This is a genomic window from Helicobacter pylori, assembly GCF_006440215.1.
In the GTDB taxonomy this organism is placed as follows: Bacteria; Campylobacterota; Campylobacteria; order Campylobacterales; family Helicobacteraceae; genus Helicobacter; species Helicobacter pylori_CS.
The window spans coordinates 75,827-102,587 of the sequence record NZ_VEZH01000004.1 but is presented as its reverse complement, the minus strand read 5'-3'; the positions used below and the strand labels follow the sequence as shown (position 1 = coordinate 102,587).

Annotated in this window: 29 protein-coding genes and 1 pseudogene; 24 read left to right on the top strand and 6 right to left on the bottom strand. The window is 38.8% G+C overall.

Annotation, left to right across the window (positions count from 1 at the left end):
• Nucleotides 1-5 precede the first annotated feature (5 nt).
• The 15 genes from FIM44_RS03185 to FIM44_RS03115 all read left to right on the top strand — a co-directional run bounded on the left by FIM44_RS03185 (nucleotide 6) and on the right by FIM44_RS03115 (nucleotide 13,755).
• On the top strand, nucleotides 6-917 hold the full coding sequence (locus FIM44_RS03185) for an energy transducer TonB (protein ID WP_238699889.1): 912 nt from the start codon (nucleotides 6-8) through the stop codon (nucleotides 915-917).
• A 3-nt stretch (nucleotides 918-920) separates the two neighbouring features.
• Nucleotides 921-1,940 carry a dihydroorotase gene (gene pyrC / locus FIM44_RS03180; RefSeq protein WP_140579054.1) on the top strand — a complete coding sequence of 340 codons (1,020 nt, stop codon included), beginning with the start codon at nucleotides 921-923 and terminating at the stop codon, nucleotides 1,938-1,940.
• On the top strand, nucleotides 1,916-3,034 hold the full coding sequence (locus tag FIM44_RS03175) for a 3-deoxy-d-manno-octulosonic acid hydrolase subunit 2 (RefSeq protein WP_140579053.1): 1,119 nt from the start codon (nucleotides 1,916-1,918) through the stop codon (nucleotides 3,032-3,034). The genes pyrC and FIM44_RS03175 overlap by 25 nt, the downstream gene beginning before the upstream one ends.
• 6 nt (nucleotides 3,035-3,040) lie before the next feature.
• The gene (locus tag FIM44_RS03170) at nucleotides 3,041-3,595 is read left to right on the top strand and encodes a 3-deoxy-d-manno-octulosonic acid hydrolase subunit 1 (RefSeq protein ID WP_140579052.1); all 555 of its coding nucleotides are present in this window, start codon (nucleotides 3,041-3,043) and stop codon (nucleotides 3,593-3,595) included.
• Nucleotides 3,596-3,600: 5 nt separating this feature from the next.
• On the top strand, nucleotides 3,601-5,628 hold the full coding sequence (locus FIM44_RS03165) for an LTA synthase family protein (RefSeq protein ID WP_140579051.1): 2,028 nt from the start codon (nucleotides 3,601-3,603) through the stop codon (nucleotides 5,626-5,628).
• A gap of 78 nt (nucleotides 5,629-5,706) precedes the next feature.
• The gene (gene folD, locus FIM44_RS03160; protein WP_194148685.1) at nucleotides 5,707-6,579 is read left to right on the top strand and encodes a bifunctional methylenetetrahydrofolate dehydrogenase/methenyltetrahydrofolate cyclohydrolase FolD; all 873 of its coding nucleotides are present in this window, start codon (nucleotides 5,707-5,709) and stop codon (nucleotides 6,577-6,579) included.
• A complete protein-coding gene (gene lepB, locus FIM44_RS03155; protein ID WP_140579049.1) occupies nucleotides 6,580-7,452 on the top strand; it encodes a signal peptidase I in 873 nt (290 codons plus the stop codon). It begins immediately after the preceding gene.
• Nucleotides 7,453-7,460: 8 nt separating this feature from the next.
• Complete coding sequence (locus FIM44_RS03150) at nucleotides 7,461-8,159, top strand: site-2 protease family protein (protein ID WP_140579048.1); 699 nt, start codon at nucleotides 7,461-7,463, stop codon at nucleotides 8,157-8,159.
• 20 nt (nucleotides 8,160-8,179) lie between these two features.
• Entirely contained in the window at nucleotides 8,180-8,635 is a 456-nt protein-coding gene (rpiB, locus tag FIM44_RS03145) for a ribose 5-phosphate isomerase B (RefSeq protein ID WP_140579047.1), read from the top strand.
• 51 nt (nucleotides 8,636-8,686) lie between these two features.
• Nucleotides 8,687-9,019: a hypothetical protein gene (locus tag FIM44_RS03140; RefSeq protein WP_000495089.1), complete on the top strand. Its 333-nt coding sequence runs from the start codon at nucleotides 8,687-8,689 to the stop codon at nucleotides 9,017-9,019.
• 57 nt (nucleotides 9,020-9,076) lie between these two features.
• Nucleotides 9,077-9,616: an adenine phosphoribosyltransferase gene (apt, locus tag FIM44_RS03135; protein ID WP_140579046.1), complete on the top strand. Its 540-nt coding sequence runs from the start codon at nucleotides 9,077-9,079 to the stop codon at nucleotides 9,614-9,616.
• A 14-nt stretch (nucleotides 9,617-9,630) separates the two neighbouring features.
• On the top strand, nucleotides 9,631-10,209 hold the full coding sequence (locus FIM44_RS03130; RefSeq protein ID WP_140579045.1) for a DedA family protein: 579 nt from the start codon (nucleotides 9,631-9,633) through the stop codon (nucleotides 10,207-10,209).
• A gap of 47 nt (nucleotides 10,210-10,256) precedes the next feature.
• A complete protein-coding gene (locus tag FIM44_RS03125) occupies nucleotides 10,257-11,747 on the top strand; it encodes a leucyl aminopeptidase (protein WP_140579044.1) in 1,491 nt (496 codons plus the stop codon).
• A 1-nt stretch (nucleotide 11,748) separates the two neighbouring features.
• A complete protein-coding gene (gene ychF / locus FIM44_RS03120) occupies nucleotides 11,749-12,849 on the top strand; it encodes a redox-regulated ATPase YchF (RefSeq protein ID WP_140579043.1) in 1,101 nt (366 codons plus the stop codon).
• 33 nt (nucleotides 12,850-12,882) lie between these two features.
• Nucleotides 12,883-13,755 carry a radical SAM/SPASM domain-containing protein gene (locus tag FIM44_RS03115; RefSeq protein WP_194148684.1) on the top strand — a complete coding sequence of 291 codons (873 nt, stop codon included), beginning with the start codon at nucleotides 12,883-12,885 and terminating at the stop codon, nucleotides 13,753-13,755.
• A 366-nt stretch (nucleotides 13,756-14,121) separates the two neighbouring features.
• Here the strand turns inward: FIM44_RS03115 and FIM44_RS03110 are convergent, their stop codons facing one another.
• Nucleotides 14,122-15,171: an AI-2E family transporter gene (locus FIM44_RS03110; RefSeq protein ID WP_140579057.1), complete on the bottom strand. Its 1,050-nt coding sequence runs from the start codon at nucleotides 15,169-15,171 to the stop codon at nucleotides 14,122-14,124.
• Between the two features lie 115 nt (nucleotides 15,172-15,286).
• On the opposite strand from FIM44_RS03110, the gene dapF reads away from it, so the two are divergent.
• Nucleotides 15,287-16,108 (top strand): diaminopimelate epimerase, encoded by an 822-nt coding sequence (gene dapF / locus FIM44_RS03105; protein ID WP_140579042.1) that lies wholly within the window; start codon nucleotides 15,287-15,289, stop codon nucleotides 16,106-16,108.
• Between the two features lie 90 nt (nucleotides 16,109-16,198).
• A complete protein-coding gene (locus FIM44_RS03100; protein ID WP_048945441.1) occupies nucleotides 16,199-16,846 on the top strand; it encodes a YkgB family protein in 648 nt (215 codons plus the stop codon).
• A gap of 23 nt (nucleotides 16,847-16,869) precedes the next feature.
• On the opposite strand, the pseudogene FIM44_RS03095 reads toward FIM44_RS03100, so the two are convergent.
• Nucleotides 16,870-17,116 (bottom strand): annotated as a pseudogene (locus FIM44_RS03095) (ribbon-helix-helix domain-containing protein).
• A gap of 174 nt (nucleotides 17,117-17,290) precedes the next feature.
• On the opposite strand from FIM44_RS03095, the gene FIM44_RS03090 reads away from it, so the two are divergent.
• The 7 genes from FIM44_RS03090 to FIM44_RS03055 all read left to right on the top strand — a co-directional run bounded on the left by FIM44_RS03090 (nucleotide 17,291) and on the right by FIM44_RS03055 (nucleotide 23,315).
• On the top strand, nucleotides 17,291-18,541 hold the full coding sequence (locus tag FIM44_RS03090) for a hypothetical protein (RefSeq protein ID WP_024114908.1): 1,251 nt from the start codon (nucleotides 17,291-17,293) through the stop codon (nucleotides 18,539-18,541).
• 100 nt (nucleotides 18,542-18,641) lie between these two features.
• Nucleotides 18,642-18,854, top strand: coding sequence for a 30S ribosomal protein S21 (gene rpsU, locus FIM44_RS03085; RefSeq protein ID WP_001117778.1), 213 nt, complete (start codon nucleotides 18,642-18,644; stop codon nucleotides 18,852-18,854).
• Between the two features lie 38 nt (nucleotides 18,855-18,892).
• The gene (fabG, locus tag FIM44_RS03080) at nucleotides 18,893-19,636 is read left to right on the top strand and encodes a 3-oxoacyl-ACP reductase FabG (protein ID WP_001160837.1); all 744 of its coding nucleotides are present in this window, start codon (nucleotides 18,893-18,895) and stop codon (nucleotides 19,634-19,636) included.
• Between the two features lie 229 nt (nucleotides 19,637-19,865).
• On the top strand, nucleotides 19,866-20,102 hold the full coding sequence (acpP, locus tag FIM44_RS03075) for an acyl carrier protein (RefSeq protein WP_001163091.1): 237 nt from the start codon (nucleotides 19,866-19,868) through the stop codon (nucleotides 20,100-20,102).
• Nucleotides 20,103-20,205: 103 nt separating this feature from the next.
• Entirely contained in the window at nucleotides 20,206-21,444 is a 1,239-nt protein-coding gene (locus FIM44_RS03070) for a beta-ketoacyl-ACP synthase II (RefSeq protein WP_121299699.1), read from the top strand.
• 22 nt (nucleotides 21,445-21,466) lie between these two features.
• Nucleotides 21,467-22,405 (top strand): acetyl-CoA carboxylase carboxyl transferase subunit alpha, encoded by a 939-nt coding sequence (gene accA, locus FIM44_RS03065; RefSeq protein WP_001029384.1) that lies wholly within the window; start codon nucleotides 21,467-21,469, stop codon nucleotides 22,403-22,405.
• A gap of 472 nt (nucleotides 22,406-22,877) precedes the next feature.
• Nucleotides 22,878-23,315: a hypothetical protein gene (locus FIM44_RS03055; protein ID WP_140579040.1), complete on the top strand. Its 438-nt coding sequence runs from the start codon at nucleotides 22,878-22,880 to the stop codon at nucleotides 23,313-23,315.
• A 70-nt stretch (nucleotides 23,316-23,385) separates the two neighbouring features.
• On the opposite strand, the gene FIM44_RS03050 is transcribed toward FIM44_RS03055, so the two are convergent.
• Genes FIM44_RS03050 through rsmI form a run of 4 tightly spaced genes read right to left on the bottom strand, consistent with a single transcriptional unit; the run spans nucleotide 23,386 to nucleotide 26,741 of the window.
• Nucleotides 23,386-24,207, bottom strand: a complete 822-nt coding sequence (locus FIM44_RS03050) for a hypothetical protein (RefSeq protein WP_140579039.1) — start codon at nucleotides 24,205-24,207, stop codon at nucleotides 23,386-23,388.
• Nucleotides 24,204-25,169 (bottom strand): sialidase, encoded by a 966-nt coding sequence (locus FIM44_RS03045; RefSeq protein WP_140579038.1) that lies wholly within the window; start codon nucleotides 25,167-25,169, stop codon nucleotides 24,204-24,206. Before FIM44_RS03045 ends, FIM44_RS03050 begins: the two co-directional genes overlap by 4 nt.
• Before the next feature lie 12 nt (nucleotides 25,170-25,181).
• Nucleotides 25,182-25,865 carry a 23S rRNA (guanosine(2251)-2'-O)-methyltransferase RlmB gene (gene rlmB / locus FIM44_RS03040; RefSeq protein WP_140579037.1) on the bottom strand — a complete coding sequence of 228 codons (684 nt, stop codon included), beginning with the start codon at nucleotides 25,863-25,865 and terminating at the stop codon, nucleotides 25,182-25,184.
• A gap of 12 nt (nucleotides 25,866-25,877) precedes the next feature.
• Entirely contained in the window at nucleotides 25,878-26,741 is an 864-nt protein-coding gene (gene rsmI / locus FIM44_RS03035) for a 16S rRNA (cytidine(1402)-2'-O)-methyltransferase (protein WP_140579036.1), read from the bottom strand.
• Nucleotides 26,742-26,761 lie beyond the last annotated feature (20 nt).

The window sequence follows — 26,761 nt, the reverse complement described above, 5'->3', positions numbered from 1 at the left end:
ATCGTTTGGTGCTTTGTAACGTGGAGTTTTTCTTGTTTCTCGGTCTTGTTGTCTTGTTACTTTTGGTTATTTTTTTTTTATTTGAAAACAGAGAAGAGTTTTTTCTTGCAAAAACCAGGCTCGTTAAATTAAATCCGGAAAATTTATTGGTTGTAAAACGAGGCCAGGCGCAGGACTCCAGTAAAAACACCCAGGGTGCACCTAAACCCACGCCAGCAGGCCCGCAAAATCCCCCTACGCCCCCGACACCCCCTACACCGCCAACACCGCCAAAACCTATAGAAAAGCCAAAGCCTGAACCTAAACCAAAGCCCAAACCAGAACTCAAAAAGCCCAACCACAAACATAAGGCTCTTAAAAAAGTAGAAAAAGTGGAAGAGAAAAAAATAGTAGAGGAGAAAAAAGAAGAGAAAAAAATCGTAGAGCAGAAAGTAGAACAAAAAGTAGAGCAGAAAAAAATAGAAGAGAAAAAACCTGTCAAAAAAGAATTTGACCCTAACCAGCTTTCTTTCTTGCCTAAAGAAGTTGCGCCACCCAGAAAAGAAAATAATAAAGGCTTGGATAACCAAACCAGAAGGGATATTGATGAATTGTATGGCGAAGAATTTGGGGATTTAGGCACAGCCGAAAAAGATTTCATCAGGAATAATTTAAGAGATATTGGGCGCATCACGCAAAAATATTTAGAATACCCTCAAGTAGCGGCTTATTTAGGGCAGGACGGGACGAATGCGGTAGAGTTTTACTTGCACCCTAACGGCGATATTACCGATCTTAAAATCATCATTGGCTCTGAATACAAAATGCTTGATGACAACACCTTAAAGACCATTCAGATCGCTTATAAGGATTACCCACGCCCCAAAACTAAAACCCTCATTCGCATTAGAGTGCGTTATTATTTAGGGGGCAATTAAAAAATGGAAATCACGCTTTTTGACCCCATAGACGCCCACTTGCACGTGCGAGAAAATGCACTTTTAAAAGCGGTGTTAAGATATTCTAGCGATCCTTTTAGCGCGGCGGTGATCATGCCTAATCTCAGTAAGCCCTTGATTGACACTCCAACCACCCTTGAATACGAAGAAGAAATTTTAAACCATTCTTCAAACTTCAAACCTTTAATGAGTTTGTATTTTAACGATGGCTTGACTTTAGAAGAATTGCAACGCGCTCACGAAAAAGGTATCAGATTTTTAAAACTCTACCCCAAAGGCATGACCACAAACGCGCAAAACGGCACTTCGGATTTGTTGGGTGAAAAGACTTTGGAGGTTTTAGAAAACGCCCAGAAATTAGGCTTTATTTTATGCATCCATGCAGAACAAGCCGGGTTTTGTTTGGATAAAGAATTTTTATGCCATAGCGTTTTAGAAACTTTCGCCCTTTCATTCCCTAAACTCAAAATCATTATAGAGCATTTGAGCGACTGGCGCAGTATCGCTTTGATTGAAAAGCATGACAACCTCTATGCGACTTTAACTTTACACCATATCAGCATGACTTTAGATGATTTATTAGGGGGGAGTTTGAACCCGCATTGTTTTTGCAAACCTTTAATCAAAACCAAAAAAGACCAAGAAAGGCTTTTATCCCTTGCTTTAAAAGCCCACCCTAAAATCTCTTTTGGCTCTGATAGCGCTCCGCATTTCATTTCTAAAAAGCATAGCACTAGCATCCCGGCGGGCATCTTTTCTGCCCCTATTTTATTGCCTGCGTTATGTGAACTTTTTGAAAAACACAACGCTTTAGAAAACTTGCAAGCCTTTATCAGCGATAACGCTAAAAAAATCTACGCGCTAGACAATCTACCCAGTAAAAAAGTGCGTTTGTCTAAAAAACCCTTTATAGTCCCTACACACACGCTTTGTTTGAATGAAAAAATCGCTATCTTAAGAGGGGGCGAAACGCTATCTTGGAACCTTCAAGAAATCGCCTAAAGCATGCCGCCTTTTTTGTGGGGCTTTTTATCGTTTTATTTTTAATTATAATGACGCATCAAACCCCCCCCTATGCTTTCACGCACAATCAAACCCTTGTTACTCAAAACCCCCCCTATTTCACGCAACTCACTATCCCTAAACCCAATGACGCTTTAAGCGTGCATGCGAGCTCTTTAATCAGCTTGCCTAATGATAATCTTTTGAACGCTTATTTTAGCGGCACTAAAGAAGGGGCAAGAGATGTGAAAATCAGCGCAAATCTTTTTGATGGCAAGATTAATCGCTGGAGTGAAGCCTTCATTATTTTAACCAAAGAAGAACTTTCCAAAAACGCACATGAATACATCAAAAAACTAGGCAACCCCTTGCTTTTTTTGCATGATAATAAAATCTTGTTATTTGTCGTAGGGGTGAGCATGGGTGGGTGGGCCACTTCTAAAATCTATCAATTTGAAAGCGCTTTAGAGCCGATTCATTTTAAGTTTGCGCGAAAACTCCCTTTAAGCCCTTTTTTAAACTTAAGCCATTTGATAAAAAATAAACCTTTAAACACCACTGATGGCGGGTTTGTGCTACCGCTCTATCACGAGTTAGCCACCCAATACCCCTTGTTGTTGAAATTTGACAAACAAAATAACCCAAGAGAGCTTTTAAGGCCTAATGCCCTAAACCACCAGCTCCAGCCAAGCCTAACCCCCTTTAAAGATTGCGCCATCATGGCGTTTAGAAACCATTCTTTTAAAGATAGCCTCATGCTAGAAACCTGTAAAACCCCCACCGCTTGGCAAAAACCCATGCTTACGAATTTGAAAAACTTGAATGACGCTTTGAATTTGATCAATTTAAACGAAGAATTGTATTTGATCCACAACCCTAGCGATTTATCTTTGCGCCGTAAAGAACTCCTGCTTTCTAAATTAGAAAACTCCAACTCGTTTAAAACCTTAAAAGTTTTAGACAAAGCCAATGAAGTGAGTTACCCAAGCTATAGCCTTAATCCTCATTTTATAGATATTGTCTATACCTATAACCGCTCTCATATCAAACACATCCGTTTTAATATGGCTTATTTAAATTCCCTTCTCAAGTAATTAACGATGCTTATACCTTCTTCTTACACGCTGAGTTTTGTATGGCTTTTTTTAATTTTCTTTTTTTTCAAAAATAAGGCGTTAAGTTTAAGGTTTTCGCTCTCTTTGATAAGCGTGATTTTAAGCAATATCGCTTTGAAAGACTCTCTATCGCTCAATGAATTTTTAAGCAGTTTTACAGCCCCCTTAAGCCCTTTTAGCTGTCTTTTGATCCTTGCTTATGTGATCTTTTCTTGTCATATACTCAAAAAACCCCCTTTAGAAACCTTGCAATCTTATAGCGTCATGCTGTTTTTCAATCTGTTGCTTTTGACAGATGTTTTAGGGTTCTTGCCTTTTTCAATCTACCATCATTTCATGGCTTCTCTTATTTTTAGCGCGCTTTTTTGCAGCAGTTTGTTTTTGAGCAGCCCTTTATTAGGTGTGATCGCTTTAGTAGCGTTATCCAGTTCGCTTTTAATGCGTTCTAATTTTCAAATCTTAGATTCTTTATTGGATTTCCCCTTGCTTCTTTTTGTCTTTTTTAAGACTTTATCTCTTGTTAAAAAAAGGTTGTATTAACGCTTATGAAATCCCTATCTCATGCTCTTTTTTCGCTCTTTTTAAAAGGTTTTTATTTCACCTTTTTTATGAGCTTGTTGTTTGTGTTCAATCGTATCGGCTTTATCCTTTATACGGGATATTATAAGCATGCTTTAAAAAACCCTATTTTTGATGAAATCATCAAAACCCTATTCAATGGAGCTAGATACGATAATCGTGTGGTCTCAAGCTTAGCGATCCTTTTTATCATCATCGGGTTATTAGGGTTATTGGCCCCTAAACACCAAACCAAAATGCTTAATATTGTGGCGTATTTTTCTATCGCTATTATCCTGTTTTTAAACATTGCAAACATTGTTTATTATAGCATTTATGGGAATGTGTTTGATGAAAATTTATTGGAATTTTTGCATGAAGACACGCTCACGATTTTAAAAATGAGCGGGGAATACCCTATTTTTTCTAGTTTTTCACTCTTTTTAATCCTTAGCGTTTTAATCTCTTTTATCTATTTCAAACTCCAAAACGCCCTTTTCAAACCCAATGTGTATCAAGCCACCAAACCCCTTAAAACTTTCATTTTATTTGCGCTTTTTTCGCTCACGCAAATGTTTTACATCAATGCGCAGTTGAGCTTTGTTGGCGCGTCTTTAGATCTCAGCATAGAGCCAGCCAAAGATCCTTTTTTAATGAAAATTACCCCCGGAGCGTTTCGCAACCTTTATCTTTTGGCACGCAATTACAGACAAAGCCATAACCTTAAATTCAGCGATTTTGCTAAAGAAACGCCTTTAGAAGTGGCGAAAAATTATTTCAATCTTAAAGAAAACCCTTCAAACAACCTCTATGAGTTGCTTTCTCAAACAAGCCACAACGATTCTCTTCAAACCATTCAACATGTTTTTTATATCGTTTCAGAGTCCTTAAGCTCATGGCATTTTGATAAAAAATTTGATTCCATAGGGCTAACGAGCGCTTTACAAGATTTGGTTAAAAAAGAGCATGCTCACATGCTTTCTGCTTTTATTGAAAGCGCCCCACGAACCGTTAAAAGCCTGGATGTCCAAATCACAGGCTTGCCTTATATCAATGATAATAATTTAGTCAATTCAGGAGTGATTCTCCCTAGCTTTCCTATGGCGATTGGCAATATTACAAAAACTCTGGGTTATAAAAACAACTTTTATTATGGGGGTAGCGGGATTTGGAACAAACTAACCAGTTTCACCAAAAAACAAGGTTTTCACGCCCTTTATTTCAATAACCATCTCTTAGAATTTGCCAAAAACAAGCCCTACCCTAAGCCCATAGAGAGCAACTGGGGAGTGCATGATAATATTTTATTTGATTATATTTTAGAAAACACCAACCCCAATGAAAAAACTTTCAGCATGGTCATGACTTTAAGCAACCATGCGATCAAAAACGTGAATCTCAAAGCCTTTGGCGTGCCTTTAGAAAAAATCCAAAAATTTGTGGAAAAAACCCCCAAATCAGAAAATCTACCGGACGCTAATTCTTTAGGGCATATTTACTGGTATGACAAAGTGATAGTCAGTTTCATCAAAAAAGCCAGCCAAAAATTCCCTAACTCGCTTTTTATCATCACAGGAGATCATTTTGACAGGAGCTATGAATACGCTAAAAACGATTTATATACGATTAAATCCGTGCCGCTTATTTTGTTCGCCCCTACTTTAAAGCCTGAAACAATCAGTCAAGTCGGATCGCATTTAGACATCGCCCCTACGATTGTTGAATTAGTCGCTCCTAAAGGTTTTCCATTTGTGAGTTTTGGAAAGCCTTTATTCTCTAACAACACAACAAACCCTCCAAGCCACCCCAATTACGCGCTAGGTTATGAAGCGATCGCTACCAAAGATTATTTTTATAACCCGAGTTTGGGGTTAAGGTATTTGAATAAAAACCACAAAGAGCAAGAGGATAAACAAAACGACAAAATAAAAGCTTCTGAGTTTTACCAGCAATTAGAATCCTTAAAGGCCATCAGTTATTACTTGCTCTATCATGGGGCTAATCTTAAAGATTGACAAACTGGGTTTTTATTCCATTAAACGCATGATTTTTGCTACAATAATAGGATTTTAATTGATAAAGGACAAATAGGCATGCCAAATAGGGGCGTTGTTTTATTGGACGGGCAAGCACTAGCTTATAGTATAGAAAAAGATTTGAAACATAAAATCCAAACAATAACCGCGCAAACGCATAAACGCCCCAAACTAGCCGTGATTTTAGTGGGAAAAGACCCTGCGAGTATCACTTATGTCAATATGAAGATCAAAGCATGCGAAAGGGTGGGCATGGATTTTGATTTAAAAACCCTCCAAGAAAATATTACTGAAGCCAAATTGCTGTCCTTGATTAAAGATTACAACACCGATCAAAACATTTCAGGCGTTTTAGTCCAGCTCCCTTTGCCCAGACACATTGATACTAAAATGGTTTTAGAAGCCATTGACCCAAGTAAAGACGTGGATGGTTTCCACCCCCTTAATATCGGCAAGCTCTGCACTCAAAAAGAATCGTTTCTGCCAGCCACCCCTATGGGCGTGATGCGTCTTTTAAAGCATTATCATATTGAAATCAAGGGCAAGGATGTGGCGATTATTGGAGCGAGCAATATCATTGGAAAGCCTTTGAGCATGCTCATGTTAAACGCTGGGGCTAGCGTGAGCGTGTGCCATATTTTGACTAAAGACATTAGTTTTTACACCCAAAACGCTGATATTGTCTGCGTGGGCGTGGGTAAGCCTGATTTGATTAAAGCGAGCATGTTAAAAAAAAGGGCTGTAGTGGTGGATATTGGGATCAACCATTTAAATGATGGGCGTATCGTGGGCGATGTGGATTTTAACAACGCGCAAAAAGTTGCCGGTTTTATCACCCCTGTGCCTAAAGGCGTAGGGCCTATGACGATCGTCTCGCTTTTAGAAAACACTTTAATCGCTTTTGAAAAACAACAAAGGAAGGGATTTTAAATGAAATTTTTACGCTCTGTTTATGCATTTTGCTCCAGTTGGGTAGGGACGATCATTATTGTGCTGTTGGTTATCTTTTTTATCGCGCAAGCCTTTATCATTCCCTCTCGCTCTATGGTAGGCACGCTCTATGAGGGCGACATGCTCTTTGTCAAAAAATTTTCTTACGGCATACCCATTCCTAAAATCCCATGGATTGAGCTTCCTGTTATGCCTGATTTTAAAAATAACGGGCATTTGATAGAGGGGGATCGCCCCAAGCGCGGCGAAGTGGTGGTGTTTATCCCTCCCCATGAAAAAAAATCTTACTATGTCAAAAGGAATTTTGCCATTGGGGGCGATGAGGTGTTATTCACTAATGAGGGGTTTTATTTGCACCCTTTTGAGAGCGACACGGACAAAACTTACATTGCTAAACATTACCCTAACGCCATGACTAAAGAATTTATGGGTAAAATTTTTGTTTTAAACCCTTATAAAAATGAGCATCCGGGTATCCATTACCAAAAAGACAATGAAACCTTCCACTTAATGGAGCAGTTAGCCACTCAAGGCACAGAAGCTAATATCAGCATGCAACTCATTCAAATGGAGGGCGAAAAGGTGTTTTATAAAAAAATCAATGACGATGAATTTTTCATGATCGGCGATAACAGGGATAATTCTAGCGACTCGCGCTTTTGGGGGAGTGTGGCTTATAAAAACATCGTGGGTTCGCCTTGGTTTGTTTATTTCAGTTTGAGTTTAAAAAATAGCTTGGAAATGGATGCAGAAAATAACCCCAAAAAACGCTATCTGGTGCGTTGGGAACGCATGTTTAAAAGCGTTGGAGGCTTAGAAAAAATCATTAAAAAAGAAAACGCAACGCATTAAGGTTTTTTGTGCAATTTTTTGATTTCTCTTTAGAAAGTTTTATTACCACCTTAATGAAAATCCTAGCCCTTTTAATCGCTATCATAGGGCATGAGATCATGCATGGCTTGAGCGCGTTTTTATTTGGGGATAGGAGCGCCAAAGACGCTAGGCGTTTGAGTTTAAACCCTATCAGGCATTTAGACATGATGGGTTCGGTGCTTTTACCGGCTTTATTACTCATTTTTCAAGCCCCTTTTTTGTTTGGGTGGGCTAAGCCCGTGCCTGTGGATATGCGTTACATTGTCTCTCAAAAAGGCTCTTTGGCATGCGTAGTGGTGAGTTTAGCCGGGGTGGCTTATAATTTCACCCTAGCCGTTCTGCTCGCTTCCATCACGCATTGGAGCTTCCAAAAACTAGGGATCAACGCTTTAAATATCAATGAATTGAACCTTTATCAGCTCGCTTTAGTAACCTTCCTCATTCAAAGCATTCTTTATAATCTTGTCTTAGGCGTTTTCAACAGCCTCCCTATCCCGCCCTTAGACGGCTCCAAAGCGTTAGGCTTTTTAGCGTTGCATTTTAAAAGCGCGTTTTTATTGGAATGGTTTTCTAAAATGGAACGCTACGGCTTGTTGGTTGTGTTTATCTTTTTGTTTATCCCCCCTTTATCGGAGTTTTTTATCCATGCGCCCACAAGATTTTTATTTTCCTTACTCCTTTCTTAATCTTTTATCAAGGAGAGCTTATGAATAAGCCCTTAAAATCTTCTCAAGTTTTTATAGGCAGCGATCATGCAGGGTTGCATCTTGCAGAGTTTGTTCAACATTTTTTAGAAGACAAACATTTTAAGATCCAAGCTTTTTTACCCACCATGAGAGTGGATTACCCTGATTACGCCAAATTAGTGTGCCAAAAGGTTTTAGAAAATGCGCAAAGCTATGGTATTTTAGTGTGCGCTACAGGGATAGGCATGAGCATGGGCGCTAATCGTTTTAAGGGTATTAGAGCCGCCTTGTGCCTTGATGCTTACATGGCCAAAATGACTCGCTTGCACAATAACGCTAATGTCTTGTGTTTGGGCGAAAAGATTAGCGGTATTGGCGTGGTGGAAAGCATTTTAGAAGCGTTTTTCTCTACAGAATTTGAACAAGGCCGTCATGTGCTACGCATCCAAAAACTAGATGAATCGCTGAAATCATAAACCTAATGTAGTATAATTACATCGTTTCGCTAAAAAGGATATTTTAATAGAATGTTTACCCAATGGTTTATCATCACTATCGCTATTGTTTTTATCCTTTATATGGGTGTGCGCACTTTCTTTTTTAAAACCGTGGCTAAGCGGCAAGAACGCACCAACGCATCCATGAAGCTCACCTTACAAGAAGCTGAAATTTTGATCCAAAAACACCAGTTGCAACTCCAAAGAGCTTTAGGCAATATTGATATTCTCACTCAAGAAATGAGCTCGTTAAAAACAGAACTAAAAGCCCTTAAACAGCGCAACTCTGAATACAAAGGCGAATCGGATAAATATAAAAATCGTATTAAAGAATTGGAGCAAAAAATAGAAGCTCTCCTTTAAAAACGCTATAATAAATCAAAATCCTACAACCAATCAGTGATATTAAAGGATATTAAAATGAATGAAACGCTCAAAGAAGAACTTTTACAAAGCATCAGAGAAGTGAAAGATTACCCTAAAAAAGGGATTTTATTCAAAGACATTACCACACTACTCAACTACCCCAAACTCTTTAACAAACTCATTGACACGCTCAAAAAACGCTATCTCGCTCTCAATATAGACTTTATCGTGGGCATTGAAGCTAGGGGGTTTATTTTAGGCTCTGCCCTCGCTTATGCGCTTGGGGTGGGTTTTGTGCCTGTGAGGAAAAAGGGCAAACTCCCCGCGCACACCCTGTCTCAAAGCTACAGCCTAGAATACGGGAGCGACAGCATAGAAATCCACTCTGACGCTTTTAGGGGGGTTAAGGGGGTAAGGGTGGTCTTAATTGATGACTTGTTAGCCACTGGTGGCACAGCTTTAGCGAGCCTTGAGCTTATCAAAGCCCTACAAGCTGAATGCCTAGAAGCATGCTTTTTGATAGGGTTAAAAGAATTACCGGGTATCCAACTTTTAGAAGAGCGAGTGAAAACCTTTTGTTTGTTAGAGTGCTAGAATAAGGGTGAATTTTGGAAGAATACATCATTGACTTATGGAATCAGCATGCAGCGACTTGGGGGTATCTCATTTTATTCGGGTGGAGCATTTTAGAAGGCGAGATTGGGTTAATTTTAGCAGGGATTGCCAGCTATACCGGTCATATGCATTTAGGGTTAGCCATTTTAGTCGCAGGGATTGGGGGTTTTGTGGGGGATCAGATCTATTTTTACATCGGCCGCACCAATAAAGCTTACATCCAAAAAAAGCTAGAAAAACAACGCCGAAAACTAGCCCTAGCCCATTTATTGTTGCAAAAACACGGCTGGTTTATCATTTTTATCCAACGCTACATGTATGGCATGCGCACCATCATTCCCATTAGCATAGGCCTCACACGCTATAGCGCTTTAAAATTCGCTATCATCAATCTCATTAGCGCGATGATGTGGGCGAGCATTACCATTATTCTGGCGTGGTGTTTGGGAGAAGAGTTATTGCATGCGTTAGAGTGGCTTAAAAAACACCCTTATGTGCTAATATTACTATTAGTATCTTTCTTGGCGTTGATTCTATGGTATTTCCAATACTATAGCAAGAAAAACCGCTAGAGTGCAATACAATTCTTGAAAGATATGAAATTAAAAAAGGAGACTTTATGTTAAAAATCAAATTAGAAAAAACCACTTTTGAAAACGCAAAAGCTGAATGCGGTTTAGTTTTTATTATCAATAAGGATTTTAGCCACGCTTGGGTCAAAAATAAAGAATTGCTAGAAACCTTTAAATACGAAGGCGAAGGCGCGTTTTTAGACCAAGAAAATAAAATCTTGTATGTGGGCGTTAAAGAAGACGATGCACATTTATTGAGAGAGAGCGCGTGTTTAGCCGTTCGCACCCTTAAAAAACTCGCTTTTAAAAGCGTTAAAGTGGGGGTTTATACTTGCAAAATGCTTGCTAAAGATAACGCGCTTTTAGAAAACTTGAAAGCGTTGTTTTTGGGCTTGAAATTAGGCTTGTATGAATACGACACTTTTAAATCCAACAAAAAAGAAAGCGTTTTAAAAGAAGCCATTGTCGCTTTAGAATTGCACAAACCTTGCGAAAAAACTTGCGCGAATTCTTTAGAGAAGAGCGCTAAAGAAGCTTTAAAATACGCTGAAATCATGACAGAAAGCTTGAATATCGTTAAAGATCTAGTCAATACCCCCCCTATGATTGGCACTCCGGTTTATATGGCTGAAGTGGCGCAAAAAGTGGCTAAAGAAAACCATTTAGAAATCCATGTCCATGATGAAAAATTTTTAGAAGAAAAGAAAATGAACGCCTTTTTAGCGGTCAATAAAGCCTCTCTTGGAGTCAATCCTCCTCGCTTGATCCATTTAGTTTATAAGCCTAAAAAAGCGAAGAAAAAAATCGCTTTAGTGGGTAAGGGCTTGACTTATGATTGCGGGGGTTTGAGCTTGAAACCGGCCGATTACATGGTTACCATGAAAGCGGATAAAGGCGGTGGCTCTGCGGTGATTGGGCTTTTAAACGCATTAGCCAAATTGGGCGTGGAAGCTGAAGTGCATGGCATTATTGGGGCTACAGAAAACATGATAGGCCCGGCCGCTTATAAACCAGATGATATTTTAATCTCCAAAGAAGGCAAGAGCATAGAGGTGCGCAATACCGACGCTGAGGGGCGTTTGGTTTTAGCGGATTGTTTGAGCTACGCTCAAGACTTAAACCCTGATGTGATCGTGGATTTTGCAACTCTTACCGGGGCATGCGTTGTGGGCTTAGGCGAATTCACTTCAGCGATCATGGGGCATAATGAAGAGTTGAAAAACCTCTTTGAAACTTCAGGGTTGGAATCTGGCGAATTATTAGCCAAACTCCCCTTTAACCGCCATTTAAAGAAATTGATTGAATCTAAAATCGCTGATGTGTGCAATATTTCTTCTTCACGCTATGGCGGTGCGATCACAGCGGGCTTGTTTTTAAATGAATTTATTAGAGATGAATTCAAGGATAAGTGGCTACACATTGACATTGCAGGTCCTGCTTATGTGGAAAAAGAATGGGATGTGAACAGCTTTGGAGCGAGTGGGGCTGGGGTTAGGGCTTGCACAGCTTTTGTGGAAGAGCTTTTGAAAAAGGCTTGAAATGGGCTTGTCTGTAGGCATTGTGGGTTTGCCTAATGTGGGCAAATCCAGCACCTTTAATGCGCTCACTAAAACCCAAAACGCAGAGAGTGCGAACTACCCTTTTTGCACCATTGAACCCAATAAAGCCATCGTGAATGTGCCTGATAGGCGGCTTGATGCGTTGGCTCAAATCGTAAAGCCCGAACGCATTTTGCATTCTGTGGTGGAATTTGTGGATATTGCCGGATTGATTAAGGGAGCGAGTAAGGGAGAGGGTTTAGGCAATCAATTTTTAGCCAATATCAAGGAATGCGAAGTGATCTTGCAAGTGGTGCGCTGTTTTGAAGACGACAACATCACGCATGTGAACGATAAAATTGACCCCCTAAATGATATAGAGATTATTGAATTGGAGTTGATTTTAGCGGATATTGCCACTTTAGACAAAAGAATCGATCGCTTGCAAAAAGCCCTAAAAAGCTCAAAAGACGCTAAAAATTTTTTAGAATGTGCTTTGAGTTTAAAAACGCATTTAGAAGAATTAAAGCCGGCGAAAACTTTCCCCCTGAATACAAGCGAGACTTTTTTAGAATTGGACAAGGAATTGCGTTTTTTATCTCATAAAAAAATGATCTATGCCGCTAATGTGGGCGAAGAAGATTTAAACGCTCTCAATGAGCATGCCAAAAAAGTCCAAAACCATGCGAAAGCCCAAAATAGCGAGTTTGTTGCCTTGTGCGCTAAATTAGAAGAAGAAATGGTTTCTATGAGTGAAGATGAAGTCAAAGAATTTTTGCAAAGTTTAGGCGTAGAAGAAAGCGGGCTAGAAAAAACCATTCGTTTGAGTTTTAAGGAATTAGGCTTGATCAATTATTTTACTGCTGGAGTCAAGGAAGTGCGATCATGGACGATTAAAAAAGGCTCTAGCGCGCCTGTGGCTGCTGGGGTGATCCATAAGGATTTTGAAAAAGGCTTTATCAGAGCTGAAACCATCAGTTATGATGATTTTATCGCTTATAAGGGCGAAGCCGGAGCGAAAGAAAAGGGAGCGTTACGCATTGAAGGTAAGGATTATATCGTCCAAGATGGCGATGTGTTGCATTTTCGCTTCAATGTCTAGTGTCTTTTCAAACAAGCGTTACTATTTTCTGAATTGGCACCCAATAAGAAACTTTTTAAAAAAATTTATATAGAATTAAGCGATATTTGCGGGTTGCAATGTGGTTTTTGCCCTAACCCCAAAAATATCAGAGGCGTGATGCCTTTAGAATTATTTGAAAAAGTTTGCAAAGAAGTGGCCCCCTTAACCCAAATTATCACCTTGCATGTTTTAGGCGATCCTTGCAAGCTCAAAAATTTAAACCACTATCTCAACACCGCTAGAGGCTTTTCTTTGAAAGTGGATTTGGTTACTAGCGGGGTGTATTTGCGCGATTTTGAGGCGCTTTTACACGATGCAATCTATCAAATCTCTATTTCTTTGGACGCAGGGCTAGATAATCACAACAAAATCAACCAGCACCGCTACATCCAAAAGATTTTAGAATTTTGCCGCTACAAATTTGAAAAAAACAGCGAAGCGTTTTTGAATTTACGCATTCAAGACAGCACCCTTGAGAAACACCAGAATTTGATCAAGCCTTTTTTAGAAAGCTTTGAATGTGTTTCTTTAGAGGGTTTAAAAACGCAAGGCCGCGCTCGTTTGTTTAAAAAAAGTTTTTTGAATATCCAAAAAACCTTTAAATGGCCGAATTTGAACGCCCAAAATCCTTCAAACCAAGAATCAAAGATCCCCTATTGTTATGGCTTAATCAAGCAAATCGCTATTTTATCTAATGGCGTTGTCGTGCCGTGCTGCATGGACACGCAAGCTAATATCAGCCTTGGCGATTTGAACCATACGCCCCTAAAAGATATTTTAAAGAGCCAAAAAGCTATGGCCATCAAAACCCATTTTTTAAAAGGCGAAGCGTTAGAACTCTTATGCAAAAACTGCTCCTACCCTTTGATCCGCTACAAAAAATAAAACCACTCCCTTAAGGATTAGCCCTGCTTATTTCTTGAAAAGGCTGTTATTTTTAGCGCGTTTTGTAATCCTTTCAATAGCTCATTAGTCATTGGTTTTGCAATTGTGGTGGCGTTTAGATCACTTCAGCAATAAACAGCGATTAAAAGCTTTTACTCTTTATATTTTCTTATCTTTTATGTTTGGGTTGGTGCCGCTAGAATTGTCAAAATTTTAAGGGTTAAAAGGCAAATGGCTCTCTCTTTTTTTGTTTGTAATAGCTTGTGGGGTCGAAAAAATCGTGGGCTTCTCTTGATGCCATTCAAAAACACTAATTGACCCCACTCTTTGATTTCTACGCTTTTTAGTTGTTTTGCGTTATTTCATTCAACATTCGCATGTTTTTTGATCGTTTTGGATAAAGTAATTTTCATACAATCGCAGCAGTGCAATAAAAAACGCCGTGATAGTAGGCCCTACAATAATCCCCCAAAAACCAAATTGTGAAATCCCAGCAATCATGGAAAAGAAAATCAGCATTTCATTGATTTTAAGGGTGGTTTTAAAGATTCTTTTTTTGATGAAGACGATTAAAATTGGCTTGATCACGCTATCAATCAGCACGCTAATCAATAAAATGGAATACAAAGCGATAAAAATAGCCTCATTCACATTCCCATGATAAAGCTCATAAATCGCTATAGGGATCCAAATCAAAGCCCCCCCAACAGCCGGCACCAAAGACGCTAGGCCGTATAAAATCCCTAAAGACCAGCCGTCATGCCCAAACCATACGATCATCACCCCAAACGCCACGCCCTCTAAAATAACCGTGATGAGAGAAGTTAAAAGCACGATGCGTAAAATCCCAGCTACTTCTTCAAAAATCTTTTTGCTTTGATGGATTCCAAGAGGCAAGACCCCCAAAAAATAACGATAAAATCTCTCCCCATAATAAAAAAAGAAAAACAACAGCCCTAAAATAAACAAAGCGTCTGTAATGAGTTTCAAGCTGTATCTCCCCACATAGCTGCTTATTTTCAACAAATAACCCGTGATGGAAGCGGCGCTAAAATTTTCTAAAAACTTGCTCACTCCATCATGAATGGCAGGAAAATGCGACAAATTTTCGGTGATTATCCCTTTAAGCCATTTGATTAGGGCTGAAAATTTTTCAAAATTGATTTCAAAAATGATATTAGAACTTTTATAGACAATAAAATACAACGGCACGATCAAAACGCTCGCTAAAACCAAAACGCATAAAAACGAACTGACAACATTGAAAAAACGCTTATCTAAAAAAACTTTCACTTGAAAAAACCCCACGCACAAAAGCCCAGCGATCAATGCATCCATTAAAAAATCTTGATACAAATAGATCATCCAATAAAAACCAATCAAAAAAAGAATCCAAAAGAAATACTGAGCCTTCATGAAATTATCCCCATTAAACTGAACCAAAAATTATCAAATGTTAGCTAAAAAACGCTCTTTTAAGGATAAAAAACCTCTTTTAACTTATAATTAAAATCAAAAAGGCTTGCAATCAATGGTGTTTTACAAATATTCAGGGAGCGGGAATGATTTTTTAATCACGCAAAGTTTCAAAAAAAAAGATTTTTCCAATTTAGCCCAACAGGTGTGCCATAGGCATGAGGGTTTTGGGGCTGATGGGCTTGTAATTGTCTTACCGAGTAAAGATTATGATTACGAATGGGATTTTTACAATTCAGACGGCTCTAAAGCTGGCATGTGCGGGAATGCGAGCCGTTGCGTGGGGTTATTTGCCTACCAACATGCTATAGCCTCTAAAAACCATGTTTTTTTAGCCGGAAAAAGAGAGATTTCTGTTTGCATAGAAGAGCCCAATATCATAGAGAGCAATCTTGGTAACTACAAAATCCTAGACACCATACCCGCTTTAAGATGCGAAAAATTTTTTACCAACAACAGCGTTTTAGAACATATCCCTACTTTCTACCTCATAGATACAGGAGTGCCGCATTTAGTGGGATTTGTAAAAAATAAAGAGTGGTTAAATTCCCTTAACGTGTTGGAATTAAAGGCTTTAAGGCATGAATTTAACGCTAATATTAACATCGCTTTTATAGAAAATGAAGAGACGATTTTTTTACAAACTTATGAAAGAGGGGTTGAAGATTTCACGCTGGCTTGCGGGACAGGCATGGCGGCGGTTTTTATCGCCGCGCGCATTTTTTATAACACGCCTAAAAAAGCCACTCTCATCCCTAAAAGCAACGAATCTTTAGAACTTTCTTTAAAAAATGATGGAATTTTTTATAAGGGTGCGGTGCGTTATATTGGCATGAATGTTTTGGGCATGAGTGTTTTTGATCGTTATTTCTTGTAATAGTAATGATTTTGTTGTAATTAAACATAATGCGCTATCATTTCTAGGCTGTTTTTAGCAATATAAAAAATATCCTAAAGGAATAAAACCATGCAAGCGTTAAAATCATTGCTTGAAGTGATTACAAAACTCCAAAATTTAGGCGGCTATTTGATGCATATAGCTATTTTTATCATTTTTATTTGGATTGGAGGGCTTAAGTTTGTGCCGTATGAAGCTGAAGGGATCGCTCCTTTTGTGGCTAACTCCCCTTTCTTTTCTTTCATGTATCAATTTAAAAAACCCGCATACAAACAACACAAAATGTCTGAATCCCAATCCATGCAAGAAGAAATGCAAGATGACCCTAAAATCGTTGAAAACAAAGAATGGCATAAAGAAAACCGCACTTATTTAGTGGCTGAAGCTTTAGGGATTACGATTATGATCCTAGGTGTTTTGGTGCTTTTAGGGCTTTGGATGCCTTTAATGGGCGTGATTGGGGGCTTGCTTGTCGCTGGAATGACGATCACGACCTTATCTTTTTTATTCACAACTCCAGAGGTGTTTGTCAATCAGCATTTCCCGTGGCTTTCTGGAGCTGGAAGACTAGTGGTTAAAGACTTGGCGTTATTTGCTGGAGGCTTGTTTGTGGCCGGATTTGATGCGAAACGCTATTTGGAGGGGAAAGGGTTTTGCTTGATGGATCGCTCATCGGTAGGGATTAAAACTAAATGCTCTAGCGGGTGTTGCTCTTAAAGAACGAACGCCTTAAAGTAGGCTTAAAGCCTACTAGAAGAATCACAATTAAATAGAAAGATCTTGGTTAGTGCCTTTTTTGTAAATGATTGTTTTTAAAATGTGGCGTTTGACAAAGGAATTGACGCTTTCTACTTCTTCATCAGCTAATCGTCTTAAAACATCATGCTCATCTTTAGAGAGATAAAAAGTCACTGAAAAATTGCGTTTCAACTCATCTACAGCGACACGCTTACGACCGGGTTTTATATTTTTATTTCCTAATTCCATTAAAATTTCCTTTTTTAGTTAGTCTGTAATGTAACATCATAACGGCTATTCTAACATGAAATAAGCGCTATTTTATATTAAATCTAAAGAAAAATATTTTTAGATGTGCTAGAATACCCATTGGTTACAAGATAAGCTTTTTTATCAACAATAATGATGACATAGGGGTAACAAGTGGCAATAAACACCTTTTTAAAACATTCTTTTCTAGTCTGTTTATTAGCGGTTAATTCTTACGCTTTTGATTGGAATATTTTTAAATACAATCTGGGTTTCAATATGTTTATCATGGACCATGAAGGCTCAACGCCTTATTGGGTCAATACTAACACCAATCTTAAAACCCGTTTGACTCCAAATTTTGGGATCCAATTTTATACAAGAGGTGTGGAGCAAAGCTTGACTGTGGGGGCGTATTTTTTTCAAAACTTCCATAACTACAGCACTAATTTTCCCTACCGCTGGGGGCCTACTATGTATTATAAGGCTAGGGGGAAGCGTTTTACTTTTTATGGCGGCATCTTTCCCAGGAAAAACCTCTTAGGAAGGTATGGTTTGAATATTTTTGCCCCTTATTATTGGTTTATCGATCCAAACGCTAGAGGGTTTTTATTGCAATTTCAAAACCATTATTCGCCTTCAAAACCCTATTATGGGCATGCGGAATTCATGCTAGATTGGTTTGGAGGCAATTGTTACAACACTTGTAAGTTTGGGAGAAACCCTTATGGGAACGCGATGGATAGGTTTCAAATGAACGGCTCTGTCGCTTATAATTTCTTTAAGGATTTATTGGGTATTGGAGGGTATTTTGTCTTGTTCCATAATGAAGACAAATACCTTTTGAATGGGGCTGATGGCATGCAGTTTAATGAAAAAAAAGCGATTGAAAATAATAATATTTATCTTATGGATCGCCTCTACTTTAACGCTTACATAGGAACAAGCCTTTTAGACATCGCCCCCTTTATGGAAAAGCTCAACGCCAGTTTTGGTATGGTTTCTGAATCAAGCCGATTAAGGCAAATCCACAAAAATGTGCCTTTTATGAATAGCGTGGGCGGGCAATTGGATGTGGAGATCCAATACAAAGGCTTTGGAATACACAATTTATTTTTCTTCGCCAAGACCCCAGAAATGCCTTTTTATAACCAATACCAATATGTTGAAATGTATTGCACGCCTTCTTACTGCCCCACGCCTATTTATCGTGGCGTGCCATTCTTTCAAGCCAACATGTATAATCGTTTTGATTTTTATTACAATTGGAAAAACGACTTCGCATCGGTCCGCATCAACTTCGTGCTTAATGCGATGCGTGGGGGCTTTGATAGGAGCTTGCCTTGGTCAGAATCTTACCAAGTGTATATGACGGTTGCCTTTGATCCTTATAACCTTATTAACAAAATTGCTAGAAAAAAGTGAAAATTCTTGACAACCAGTTAATTCGTCTTATATAATGCTATTTCATTTGTAGCCATTGTTAAGCAATGATTTTAAGCTATGGAAAAGAGGTGATAGCAGTATGCCAGGGATTAAGGTTAGAGAAGGCGATGCGTTTGATGAAGCTTATAGGAGATTCAAAAAGCAAACCGATCGCAATTTGGTGGTAACAGAATGCCGCGCTAGAAGGTTCTTTGAGTCTAAGACTGAAAAACGCAAAAAACAAAAAATCAGCGCTAAAAAGAAAGTCTTAAAGCGTCTTTACATGTTAAGGCGTTATGAATCAAGACTATAAGAACTTGAACGAATTTAAAATTTAAGGATTATGGAATAATGCAATTCACAGGGAAAAATGTTCTCATTACGGGAGCTTCTAAAGGCATTGGGGCCGAAATCGCCAAAACTCTCGCTTCTATGGGGCTGAAAGTTTGGATCAATTACCGCAGTAATGCTGAAGTGGCTGACGCTTTGAAAAATGAGCTTGAAGAAAAAGGCTATAAGGCAGCTGTCATTAAATTTGATGCGGCTTCTGAAAGCGATTTTGTTGAAGCGATACAAACCATTGTCCAAAGCGATGGGGGTTTGTCTTACTTGGTGAATAACGCCGGTGTGGTGCGCGATAAATTAGCGATCAAAATGAAAACAGAAGATTTTCACCATGTCATAGACAATAACCTCACTTCAGCCTTTATAGGTTGCCGAGAGGCTTTAAAAGTGATGAGCAAGAGTCGTTTTGGGAGCGTGGTCAATATTGCGTCTATCATTGGTGAAAGAGGCAATATGGGGCAGACAAACTACTCAGCGAGTAAGGGGGGGATGATTGCGATGAGCAAGTCCTTTGCTTATGAGGGAGCTTTAAGGAATATTCGTTTCAACTCTGTAACGCCCGGTTTTATAGAAACCGACATGAACGCCAATTTGAAAGATGAACTCAAAGCGGATTATGTTAAAAATATTCCCTTAAACAGGCTAGGGTCTGCTAAGGAAGTGGCAGAAGCGGTAGCGTTTCTTTTGAGTGATCACTCTAGTTACATCACTGGAGAGACTCTCAAAGTCAATGGCGGGCTTTATATGTAGTCCTAAACGAAGGGTTCTTTTAGCGATAAAAGTTGGTAAGTGGCAAAAATCATGCTAACATTATGAGGTTATTCTAAAACAAAGAGGTTGTTATCAAATGGGGATTATTTACTTAATATTATTTCTCATTGTAATTTATTTGTTGTATAGGATTTTAGATGTTTTGGAGCAAAAATAAACGCTCCAATAATGGTTGATTTAATTTTTACAAAACAAGGGAGTTTTAATTATGGCTTTATTTGAAGATATTCAGGCAGTTATTGCTGAGCAGTTGAATGTGGATGCGGCGCAAGTTACGCCAGAGGCAGAATTTGTGAAGGATTTGGGTGCGGACTCTTTAGATGTCGTGGAATTAATCATGGCGTTAGAAGAAAAGTTTGGCATTGAGATTCCTGATGAGCAAGCGGAAAAAATCGTCAATGTGGGCGATGTGGTGAAGTATATTGAGGATAATAAACTAGCTTAATCTTTTTAACTTGGAGCGTTTGTCTCCAGGTTTTAGTTAAAAATTTGGCTTTAGCTAAAATCTAGTTTTATTGAATGAAAGTTTTTGAAATGAGGAGCTGTTGGTGCGTCGGATTGTAGTAACTGGAATGGGAATGATCAATTCGCTAGGTTTAAATAAAGAAGATTCTTTTTTAGCGATCGCTAAAGGGGAATGCGGTATCAAACACATAGAAAGTTTTGATGCGAGCGCATTTCCTGTGCGTATTGCTGGAGAAATCACTGACTTTGACCCTACAGAGGTGATGAATCCCAAAGATGTTAAAAAGGCGGGTCGTTTCATTCAATTAGCCTTGAAAGCCACAAGAGAGGCGATGAAAGATAGTGGGATTTTAGACGCTCACAACAAATGCCCTGAAGAATTGGCAAATCGCATGGGCGTAAGCTCTGGCTCTGGGATTGGCGGGTTAGGCAATATTGAAGCGAATTCCATTTTTTGTTTTGAAAAAGGCCCTAGAAAAGTCAATCCCTTTTTTATCACTTCTGCGTTAGTGAATATGATTGGTGGTTTCACTTCCATTGAGTTTGGCATTAAAGGGCCTAACCTCTCTAGCGTAACGGCTTGTGCAGCAGGCACTCATGCCATTATTGAGGCCGTTAAAACCATTCTGCTTAATGGGGCTGACAGAATGCTAGTCGTGGGAGCGGAATCCACCATTTGTCCTGTAGGGATTGGGGGGTTTGCGAGCATTAAAGCCCTTTCTACAAGGAACGATGATCCCAAAAAAGCTTCAAGACCTTTTGATAAGGATCGCAATGGTTTTGTGATGGGCGAAGGCGCTGGGGCTTTGGTGCTTGAAGAATACGAGAGCGCGAAAAAAAGAGGGGCAAAAATTTATGCAGAATTTGCCGGGTATGGCGAGAGCGGCGATGCTAACCATATCACAGCCCCAGCCCCTGAGGGCGAAGGGGCTTTTAGAGCCATGAAAATGGCTTTAGAAATGGCGAAAGTGGAAGTAGGCTATGTGAACGCTCATGGGACAAGCACGCATTATAATGATTGGTATGAAAGCATCGCTCTAAAAAATGTGTTTGGTTCTAAAGAAAAAGTCCCTCCTGTTAGCTCCACTAAAGGGCAGATTGGGCATTGCTTGGGCGCTGCGGGTGCGTTGGAAGCCGTTATTTCTATCATGGCCATGAATCAAGGGATCTTACCTCCTACCATCAATCAAGAAACGCCTGACCCAGAATGCGATCTGGATTATATCCCTAATACGGCTAGAGAAAAGCAAGTGGATGCGGTGATGAGTAACTCATTTGGTTTTGGTGGCACTAATGGTGTTGTGATTTTCAAAAAAGCCTAGTTTTACAAAGTTAGGATTTTGAATGGCCATTTATTTAGATTTTGAAAATCATATTAAAGAGATTCAAAATGAAATTGAATTAGCCCTTATTAGAGGCGATGAGGACGCTAAAGAAATCTTAGAAAAAAGATTGGATAAGGAGGTTAAAAGCATTTACTCCAATCTCACTGATTTTCAAAAACTCCAATTAGCAAGACACCCTGATAGACCCTACGCTATGGATTACATTGATCTCATCTTAAAAGATAAGTATGAAGTCTTTGGGGATAGGCACTATAACGATGATAAAGCGATCGTGTGTTTTATAGGGAAAATTGATAATGTTCCGGTTGTGGTGATCGGAGAAGAAAAAGGCAGAGGGACTAAAAACAAGCTCTTAAGAAATTTTGGCATGCCTAACCCCTGTGGCTATCGTAAGGCTTTGAAAATGGCAAAATTTGCTGAAAAGTTTAATTTGCCTATTTTAATGCTTGTGGATACAGCTGGGGCGTATCCGGGGATTGGTGCAGAGGAAAGAGGCCAGAGTGAAGCGATCGCTAAAAACCTCCAAGAGTTCGCTTCTTTAAAAGTCCCTACTATTTCTGTAATTATCGGTGAAGGGGGCAGTGGTGGTGCGTTAGCGATTGCGGTAGCTGACAAGTTGGCTATGATGGAATATTCCATTTTTAGCGTTATATCTCCAGAAGGTTGCGCAGCGATTCTTTGGGATGACCCTAGCAAGACTGAAGTGGCTATTAAAGCGATGAAAATCACGCCTAGAGACTTAAAGGAGGCGGGGCTTATTGATGATATTATTTTAGAGCCTAGCAAGGGGGCTCATAGAGACAAATTCTCAGCCGCCAACACGATCAAAGAATATTTTTTAGACGCTCTAAGGACTATCCAACAAGACCCTCATTTCCTTGACAACCGCTATCAAAAATTGATGTCGCTTGGTTCGTTTGTGGAGGGCATGGATTAAATCTATAAAAAACTTTGCCTTAATAAAATATTGATAACTGGTTTTTTAATTTTTAAAATTGTGTTTTTAAACTTTATTTTAAACCCATTTTCTTAAGGAAGTAAGGGGTATTTTGAAATCGTTCCCCCCTACAACTAAAATCCCCCCTAAAGAACGCTTTAAAAAATACCGCTTGAATAAAATCAAACTCTTTACTATCCAATCTTAAAAAATGCAATATTTTTTTATAACCAACGCTCAATAAAAACAAAGCTAAATTTTTCACTACTTGCTATCATTTTAGAAAAAAGCGAATATTTTACATAGTTTGTAAAATAATATAAAAAACATCATTATGTTACCAATCTGCTATTCTCTCCTTTTGTTTGAATATAAAAAGACAATCATCATGATCAGCGTATTGAATGAAAGCATTCTTATTTTACAATACAGAAGTTAGGTCTAATGGTATTTTAAAAAAGAAAGAAATCCCATGGTTATATATGAAAAAATCAAAAGCCGCTTTTCTAGGAATTGGTCTTTAAGGAATAGGGGCAGGCATTTTGCATCTGCAAGCGTGTATTTTTTCTCACTTTTTGTCATTACAGCGGTTAATAGAAGTAGCGCAGTTGCTTGGTTATTGATGCCTGAACATTTGATTTGGTGGTTTTTGATTTTTTTTAGTGGGGAATTTGTAGCAGACATGGCGTTTGGCAAAAAAAGTAAAATCTTTAAAACCCGCTTTGGAATTTCTATTGTGAGCGGCGTTTCACTACTGCTTGGCGCTTTACCAGCGCATTTATTTTTTGTATGGTTTGGTTTTATTAATTGGTGGGCTGTCTTTTTTATAGAAGCGGGAGCTGATCTATTGGTGGGCTGTGTGATACAAAAGATTTTTTTTGGTAAATATTGGGTGGATCGCTATTATTAAGGCTCTCTTTTTTCAAATCTAAAAGCGTATTTTCTTATATTCCAATCAATTGGATAAGGGTTACCCCTACTTAAGGCATCGCATCAAAAACCACGCTAATCCCGTTTTTTAAAATGATAGGGTTTTTCGCGTCAGTGATATGGATAAAACGCACGCCATCAAGCAAGTTAAGAGCGATTTCTTGTTGTCTGTTTTCTTTAGCAATGATTTGAATGATCTTTAAGTTTTCGTCATAAAAGATCACTTTGGGTTGCCATAAAGGGTTATTAGAGCTTATTTTTAAATACGCGTTTTGATTCACGCTCAGCCAGTATTTCCCGCTCGCTTCCTTAAACTCCACAGGATCGCTACTCAAAACTAAGACTCTCGCATTAGGGAGCTTGACTTCTTGTAAAGAAAAATCGTATTCCCACTCTTTTAAAGACACCCGTCTAATATCTGTAAAATCAAAACCATGCCTTTTCATCGTCTCTATCAAAATGTTAGGGTCTAAAACATATTCCGTTTTAAGCTCGTATGAAAAAACATTCTCGCCTGAAGAGCTTTGCATTTTAATGGGCAAAATATACGAATACCCCATCATGCTCAAAGAATTATTGATGCTTTTGGCAAACGCTAGGGGATTGCTTGAAGCCTTGAAAGTGATTTTCAACATGCTTGGCTTGTCAAAATTAAAAGGCAAAAGCCCGTTTTCTTTGAGAGTGTTGAGCAGTTTCAAGGAATCCAAACGCCCCATTACATAGAAAGCCTTACGATTTTTAAACAAACGCTCTAAAAAAAGCTTATTCGTATAGTAAGCTCGCTCCCCCATTAGATTCTCAATCTTATCGTTTAAAGCATCAGCACTTAATAGCGTCCCCCCAACAATAAAAGCTAAAAAAAGGTTTTTCATTGCTGGAGTTCTTTGTATTGGGCCTCGTTGATGAGCGTTAAGCCTTTATTTGGCTCGTATAAAAACCGCCTGGTTTTGCTGTCGTTATAATCTTGTTCTTGATGGTTGTTTTTAAGAATAAGATGCCCATGCCCAAAGCGTAACAACAAGCGGTGGTTTTTAGCCTCTAAAGGATAACTTTTTTTAAAAACCTTTTGAAAAGAGTTTTTTTTCTCATCTAAATCAACCACTTCCACCCAAATATCTTTTTTAGGGATAATATAAATGGTATTAGGATCTTCTTTGATCGCTTCTTTTTCTTGCTTGTCTTGTTCTTTGTGTTTTTCTTCTAGTTTAGGCGTTGGCTCTGGCTTGTTTTCTTCTGCAAGATTAGCGTCATTGAAAGAATTCTTTTTAGTGCCGGATTTAATAGCGCTTTCTTGCCCTCTTTCTTCTTTCAAAGAAGAGCTGTTTTGAATGATAACGACCGCCAAAATAATGACAACCACCCCTAAAACCAAAACAAAGGGTTTCCATTTGGAAGATTTTTTGGATAATGAAGTATTGGCCTGATTGATGCTGTAATCTATCTCAACTTTCAAAGGGTTTTTTGTTTTTTCTTCAGGGTCTGTTTCTTGATTTTGCTCTTCGCTCACACCCTCTTTAAAAGCACACGCCTTATCAAATTCTTTCATCCATGCACTCAAATCAATTTTATACTCGCGCTCTAAAATCTGTATAAAACCCCTAGCATGCACCCTTGATAAAGACTCATAGCGTTTTTCCAAGATAGAATGGATATTTTTAGAAGCGATTTTAGTCGCTTTGCAAATTTCTGCCACTCCAACTTCTTTTAAAATCTGCAAATTTTTATCTAAATTTTTAAGCGATAATTCTTCTAAAGCCGCACCAGAAATATCTTTAGAAATGTTTTGAACATCAGAAAGATCTAAATTTTCTAAACTTTTTTTATTCTGTTCCATTCAATTGACCACCTAGTTGATTTTATCCATTAGGATCCCTGCTGCCACGCTCACATTGAGCGAATCAAAATCTCTTCGCATTTTTACGCTCAATATAGCATCCATTTTAGCAAGGATTTTTTTAGACAACCCCTCATGCTCGCTCCCCAAAAAAAGAGCGCATTTTTTTAAGGACAGATTTCCTGCTTGGCTAGAGCCTTGCATGCTCGCGCCCAAACATAAAAACCCGCTCGTTTTTAATTCATTGATTAAATCCAGCGTGTTAGGCATAACGCTAAAGGGCAAATCATACATAAGCCCCAAGCTGGATCGCACAATCCCCTCATAAGCCAATTCTTTAGCAAAATCTAAAATAACGCCATCCATTCCTAAGCAATACGCGCTCCTAAAAATACCCCCAATATTCCCCACATCCGTAATCCCACAGAGCACCAAAAGTTTTTGAGCTTTTTTAACCTCTTTTAAAGGAAGCGCTAAAGGCAATTCCACCTTAGCTAAAACCCCTTGATGATTCCCCCCCTTAGCCAAGCTTTGCGCTTTTTTATTATCCACTTTGATGATATTAGGGCATGCTTTTTTGAGCGCGAAAAAAAACTTTTTGTCTATTTCTTTAGAAAGATAGATTTCTTGCAATTTTTCTTGATGAGAGTTTAGAATGCGCATAATCACCTGCTTGCCATAAATTACTGCTTGCATGCTAAACCCCTTTTATTGATTTTTTTCTTCTAACAAACGCTGGAAATAAAGCTCTTTAGCGTTTTTTTGTGTCATAGCGGCTTCAATTTTAGCCTTAATTTTAGGAGGTAAATCCAACTCCAATAACGCCGATAGCCCCATGCAAGGCTCTATTTTTTTCTCATTCAAAAGCACTAAAACCCATTCCCCTTGGATATTATTTTGTCGCAACCGCTCTATAATTTGAGAAACCTCTCCTAAATAATATTGCTGGTGGAGTTTGGTAAGCTCTTTAGCCGCAAACAAATGCATGCCTTTAGCCAAATCGTTTAAATCCTTTAAAGTCTCTAGCAATCGGTGTGGGCTTTCATAAAAAACCACCGGGGTTTTTTCTTCTAAATACGCTAAAGCGTTTAAAATTTTAGCGATTTTTAAGCGTCTTTCCTTGCTCTTATGAGGTAAAAAGCCGGCGTAAAAAAACCGCCCTTCTAAAAACCCGCTCGCGCAAAACGCCGTAGTGAGCGCGTTAGCCCCAGGCAAAACATCGTAGGGAATATTATATTTTAAAGCGTGAACGACTAAACTCATGCCTGGATCGCTCAAACTTGGCATGCCCGCATCGCTCATCACAGCGATTTCTTTGTCAAAAAAAGAAAGCTCTACTTTGTTTAAAAATTCCCGGTCGTTGTGCGAATGGAATGCGATAAATTCCCTTTTTTGAGTAGCGATATTGGGGAAAGAATGGCTAATAATAGGGTTTTGTGCAAGCAAGTGCAACAACCTCTTACTCACCCTTGTATCCTCGCATAAAAAAACCTCGCAACGCTCTAAAACTTCTAAGGCGCGTAGCGTAATGTCAGCGAGATTACCTATAGGAGTGGGCAAAAAATACAGCACAAAAAGCCACGCTTTTTAAA

Bases quoted from the DNA above. Each gene is read 5' to 3' on its own strand.
- pyrC (WP_140579054.1), top strand. From the start codon at position 921: ATGGAAATCACGCTTTTTGACCCCATAGACGCCCACTTGCACGTGCGA.
- FIM44_RS03170 (WP_140579052.1), top strand. From the start codon at position 3,041: ATGCTTATACCTTCTTCTTACACGCTGAGTTTTGTATGGCTTTTTTTA.
- FIM44_RS03165 (WP_140579051.1), top strand. From the start codon at position 3,601: ATGAAATCCCTATCTCATGCTCTTTTTTCGCTCTTTTTAAAAGGTTTT.
- folD (WP_194148685.1), top strand. From the start codon at position 5,707: ATGCCAAATAGGGGCGTTGTTTTATTGGACGGGCAAGCACTAGCTTAT.
- lepB (WP_140579049.1), top strand. From the start codon at position 6,580: ATGAAATTTTTACGCTCTGTTTATGCATTTTGCTCCAGTTGGGTAGGG.
- rpiB (WP_140579047.1), top strand. From the start codon at position 8,180: ATGAATAAGCCCTTAAAATCTTCTCAAGTTTTTATAGGCAGCGATCAT.
- FIM44_RS03140 (WP_000495089.1), top strand. From the start codon at position 8,687: ATGTTTACCCAATGGTTTATCATCACTATCGCTATTGTTTTTATCCTT.
- apt (WP_140579046.1), top strand. From the start codon at position 9,077: ATGAATGAAACGCTCAAAGAAGAACTTTTACAAAGCATCAGAGAAGTG.
- FIM44_RS03125 (WP_140579044.1), top strand. From the start codon at position 10,257: ATGTTAAAAATCAAATTAGAAAAAACCACTTTTGAAAACGCAAAAGCT.
- ychF (WP_140579043.1), top strand. From the start codon at position 11,749: ATGGGCTTGTCTGTAGGCATTGTGGGTTTGCCTAATGTGGGCAAATCC.
- FIM44_RS03110 (WP_140579057.1), bottom strand. From the start codon at position 15,171: ATGAAGGCTCAGTATTTCTTTTGGATTCTTTTTTTGATTGGTTTTTAT.
- dapF (WP_140579042.1), top strand. From the start codon at position 15,287: ATGGTGTTTTACAAATATTCAGGGAGCGGGAATGATTTTTTAATCACG.
- FIM44_RS03100 (WP_048945441.1), top strand. From the start codon at position 16,199: ATGCAAGCGTTAAAATCATTGCTTGAAGTGATTACAAAACTCCAAAAT.
- rpsU (WP_001117778.1), top strand. From the start codon at position 18,642: ATGCCAGGGATTAAGGTTAGAGAAGGCGATGCGTTTGATGAAGCTTAT.
- fabG (WP_001160837.1), top strand. From the start codon at position 18,893: ATGCAATTCACAGGGAAAAATGTTCTCATTACGGGAGCTTCTAAAGGC.
- acpP (WP_001163091.1), top strand. From the start codon at position 19,866: ATGGCTTTATTTGAAGATATTCAGGCAGTTATTGCTGAGCAGTTGAAT.
- accA (WP_001029384.1), top strand. From the start codon at position 21,467: ATGGCCATTTATTTAGATTTTGAAAATCATATTAAAGAGATTCAAAAT.
- FIM44_RS03055 (WP_140579040.1), top strand. From the start codon at position 22,878: ATGGTTATATATGAAAAAATCAAAAGCCGCTTTTCTAGGAATTGGTCT.
- FIM44_RS03050 (WP_140579039.1), bottom strand. From the start codon at position 24,207: ATGAAAAACCTTTTTTTAGCTTTTATTGTTGGGGGGACGCTATTAAGT.
- FIM44_RS03045 (WP_140579038.1), bottom strand. From the start codon at position 25,169: ATGGAACAGAATAAAAAAAGTTTAGAAAATTTAGATCTTTCTGATGTT.
- rlmB (WP_140579037.1), bottom strand. From the start codon at position 25,865: ATGCAAGCAGTAATTTATGGCAAGCAGGTGATTATGCGCATTCTAAAC.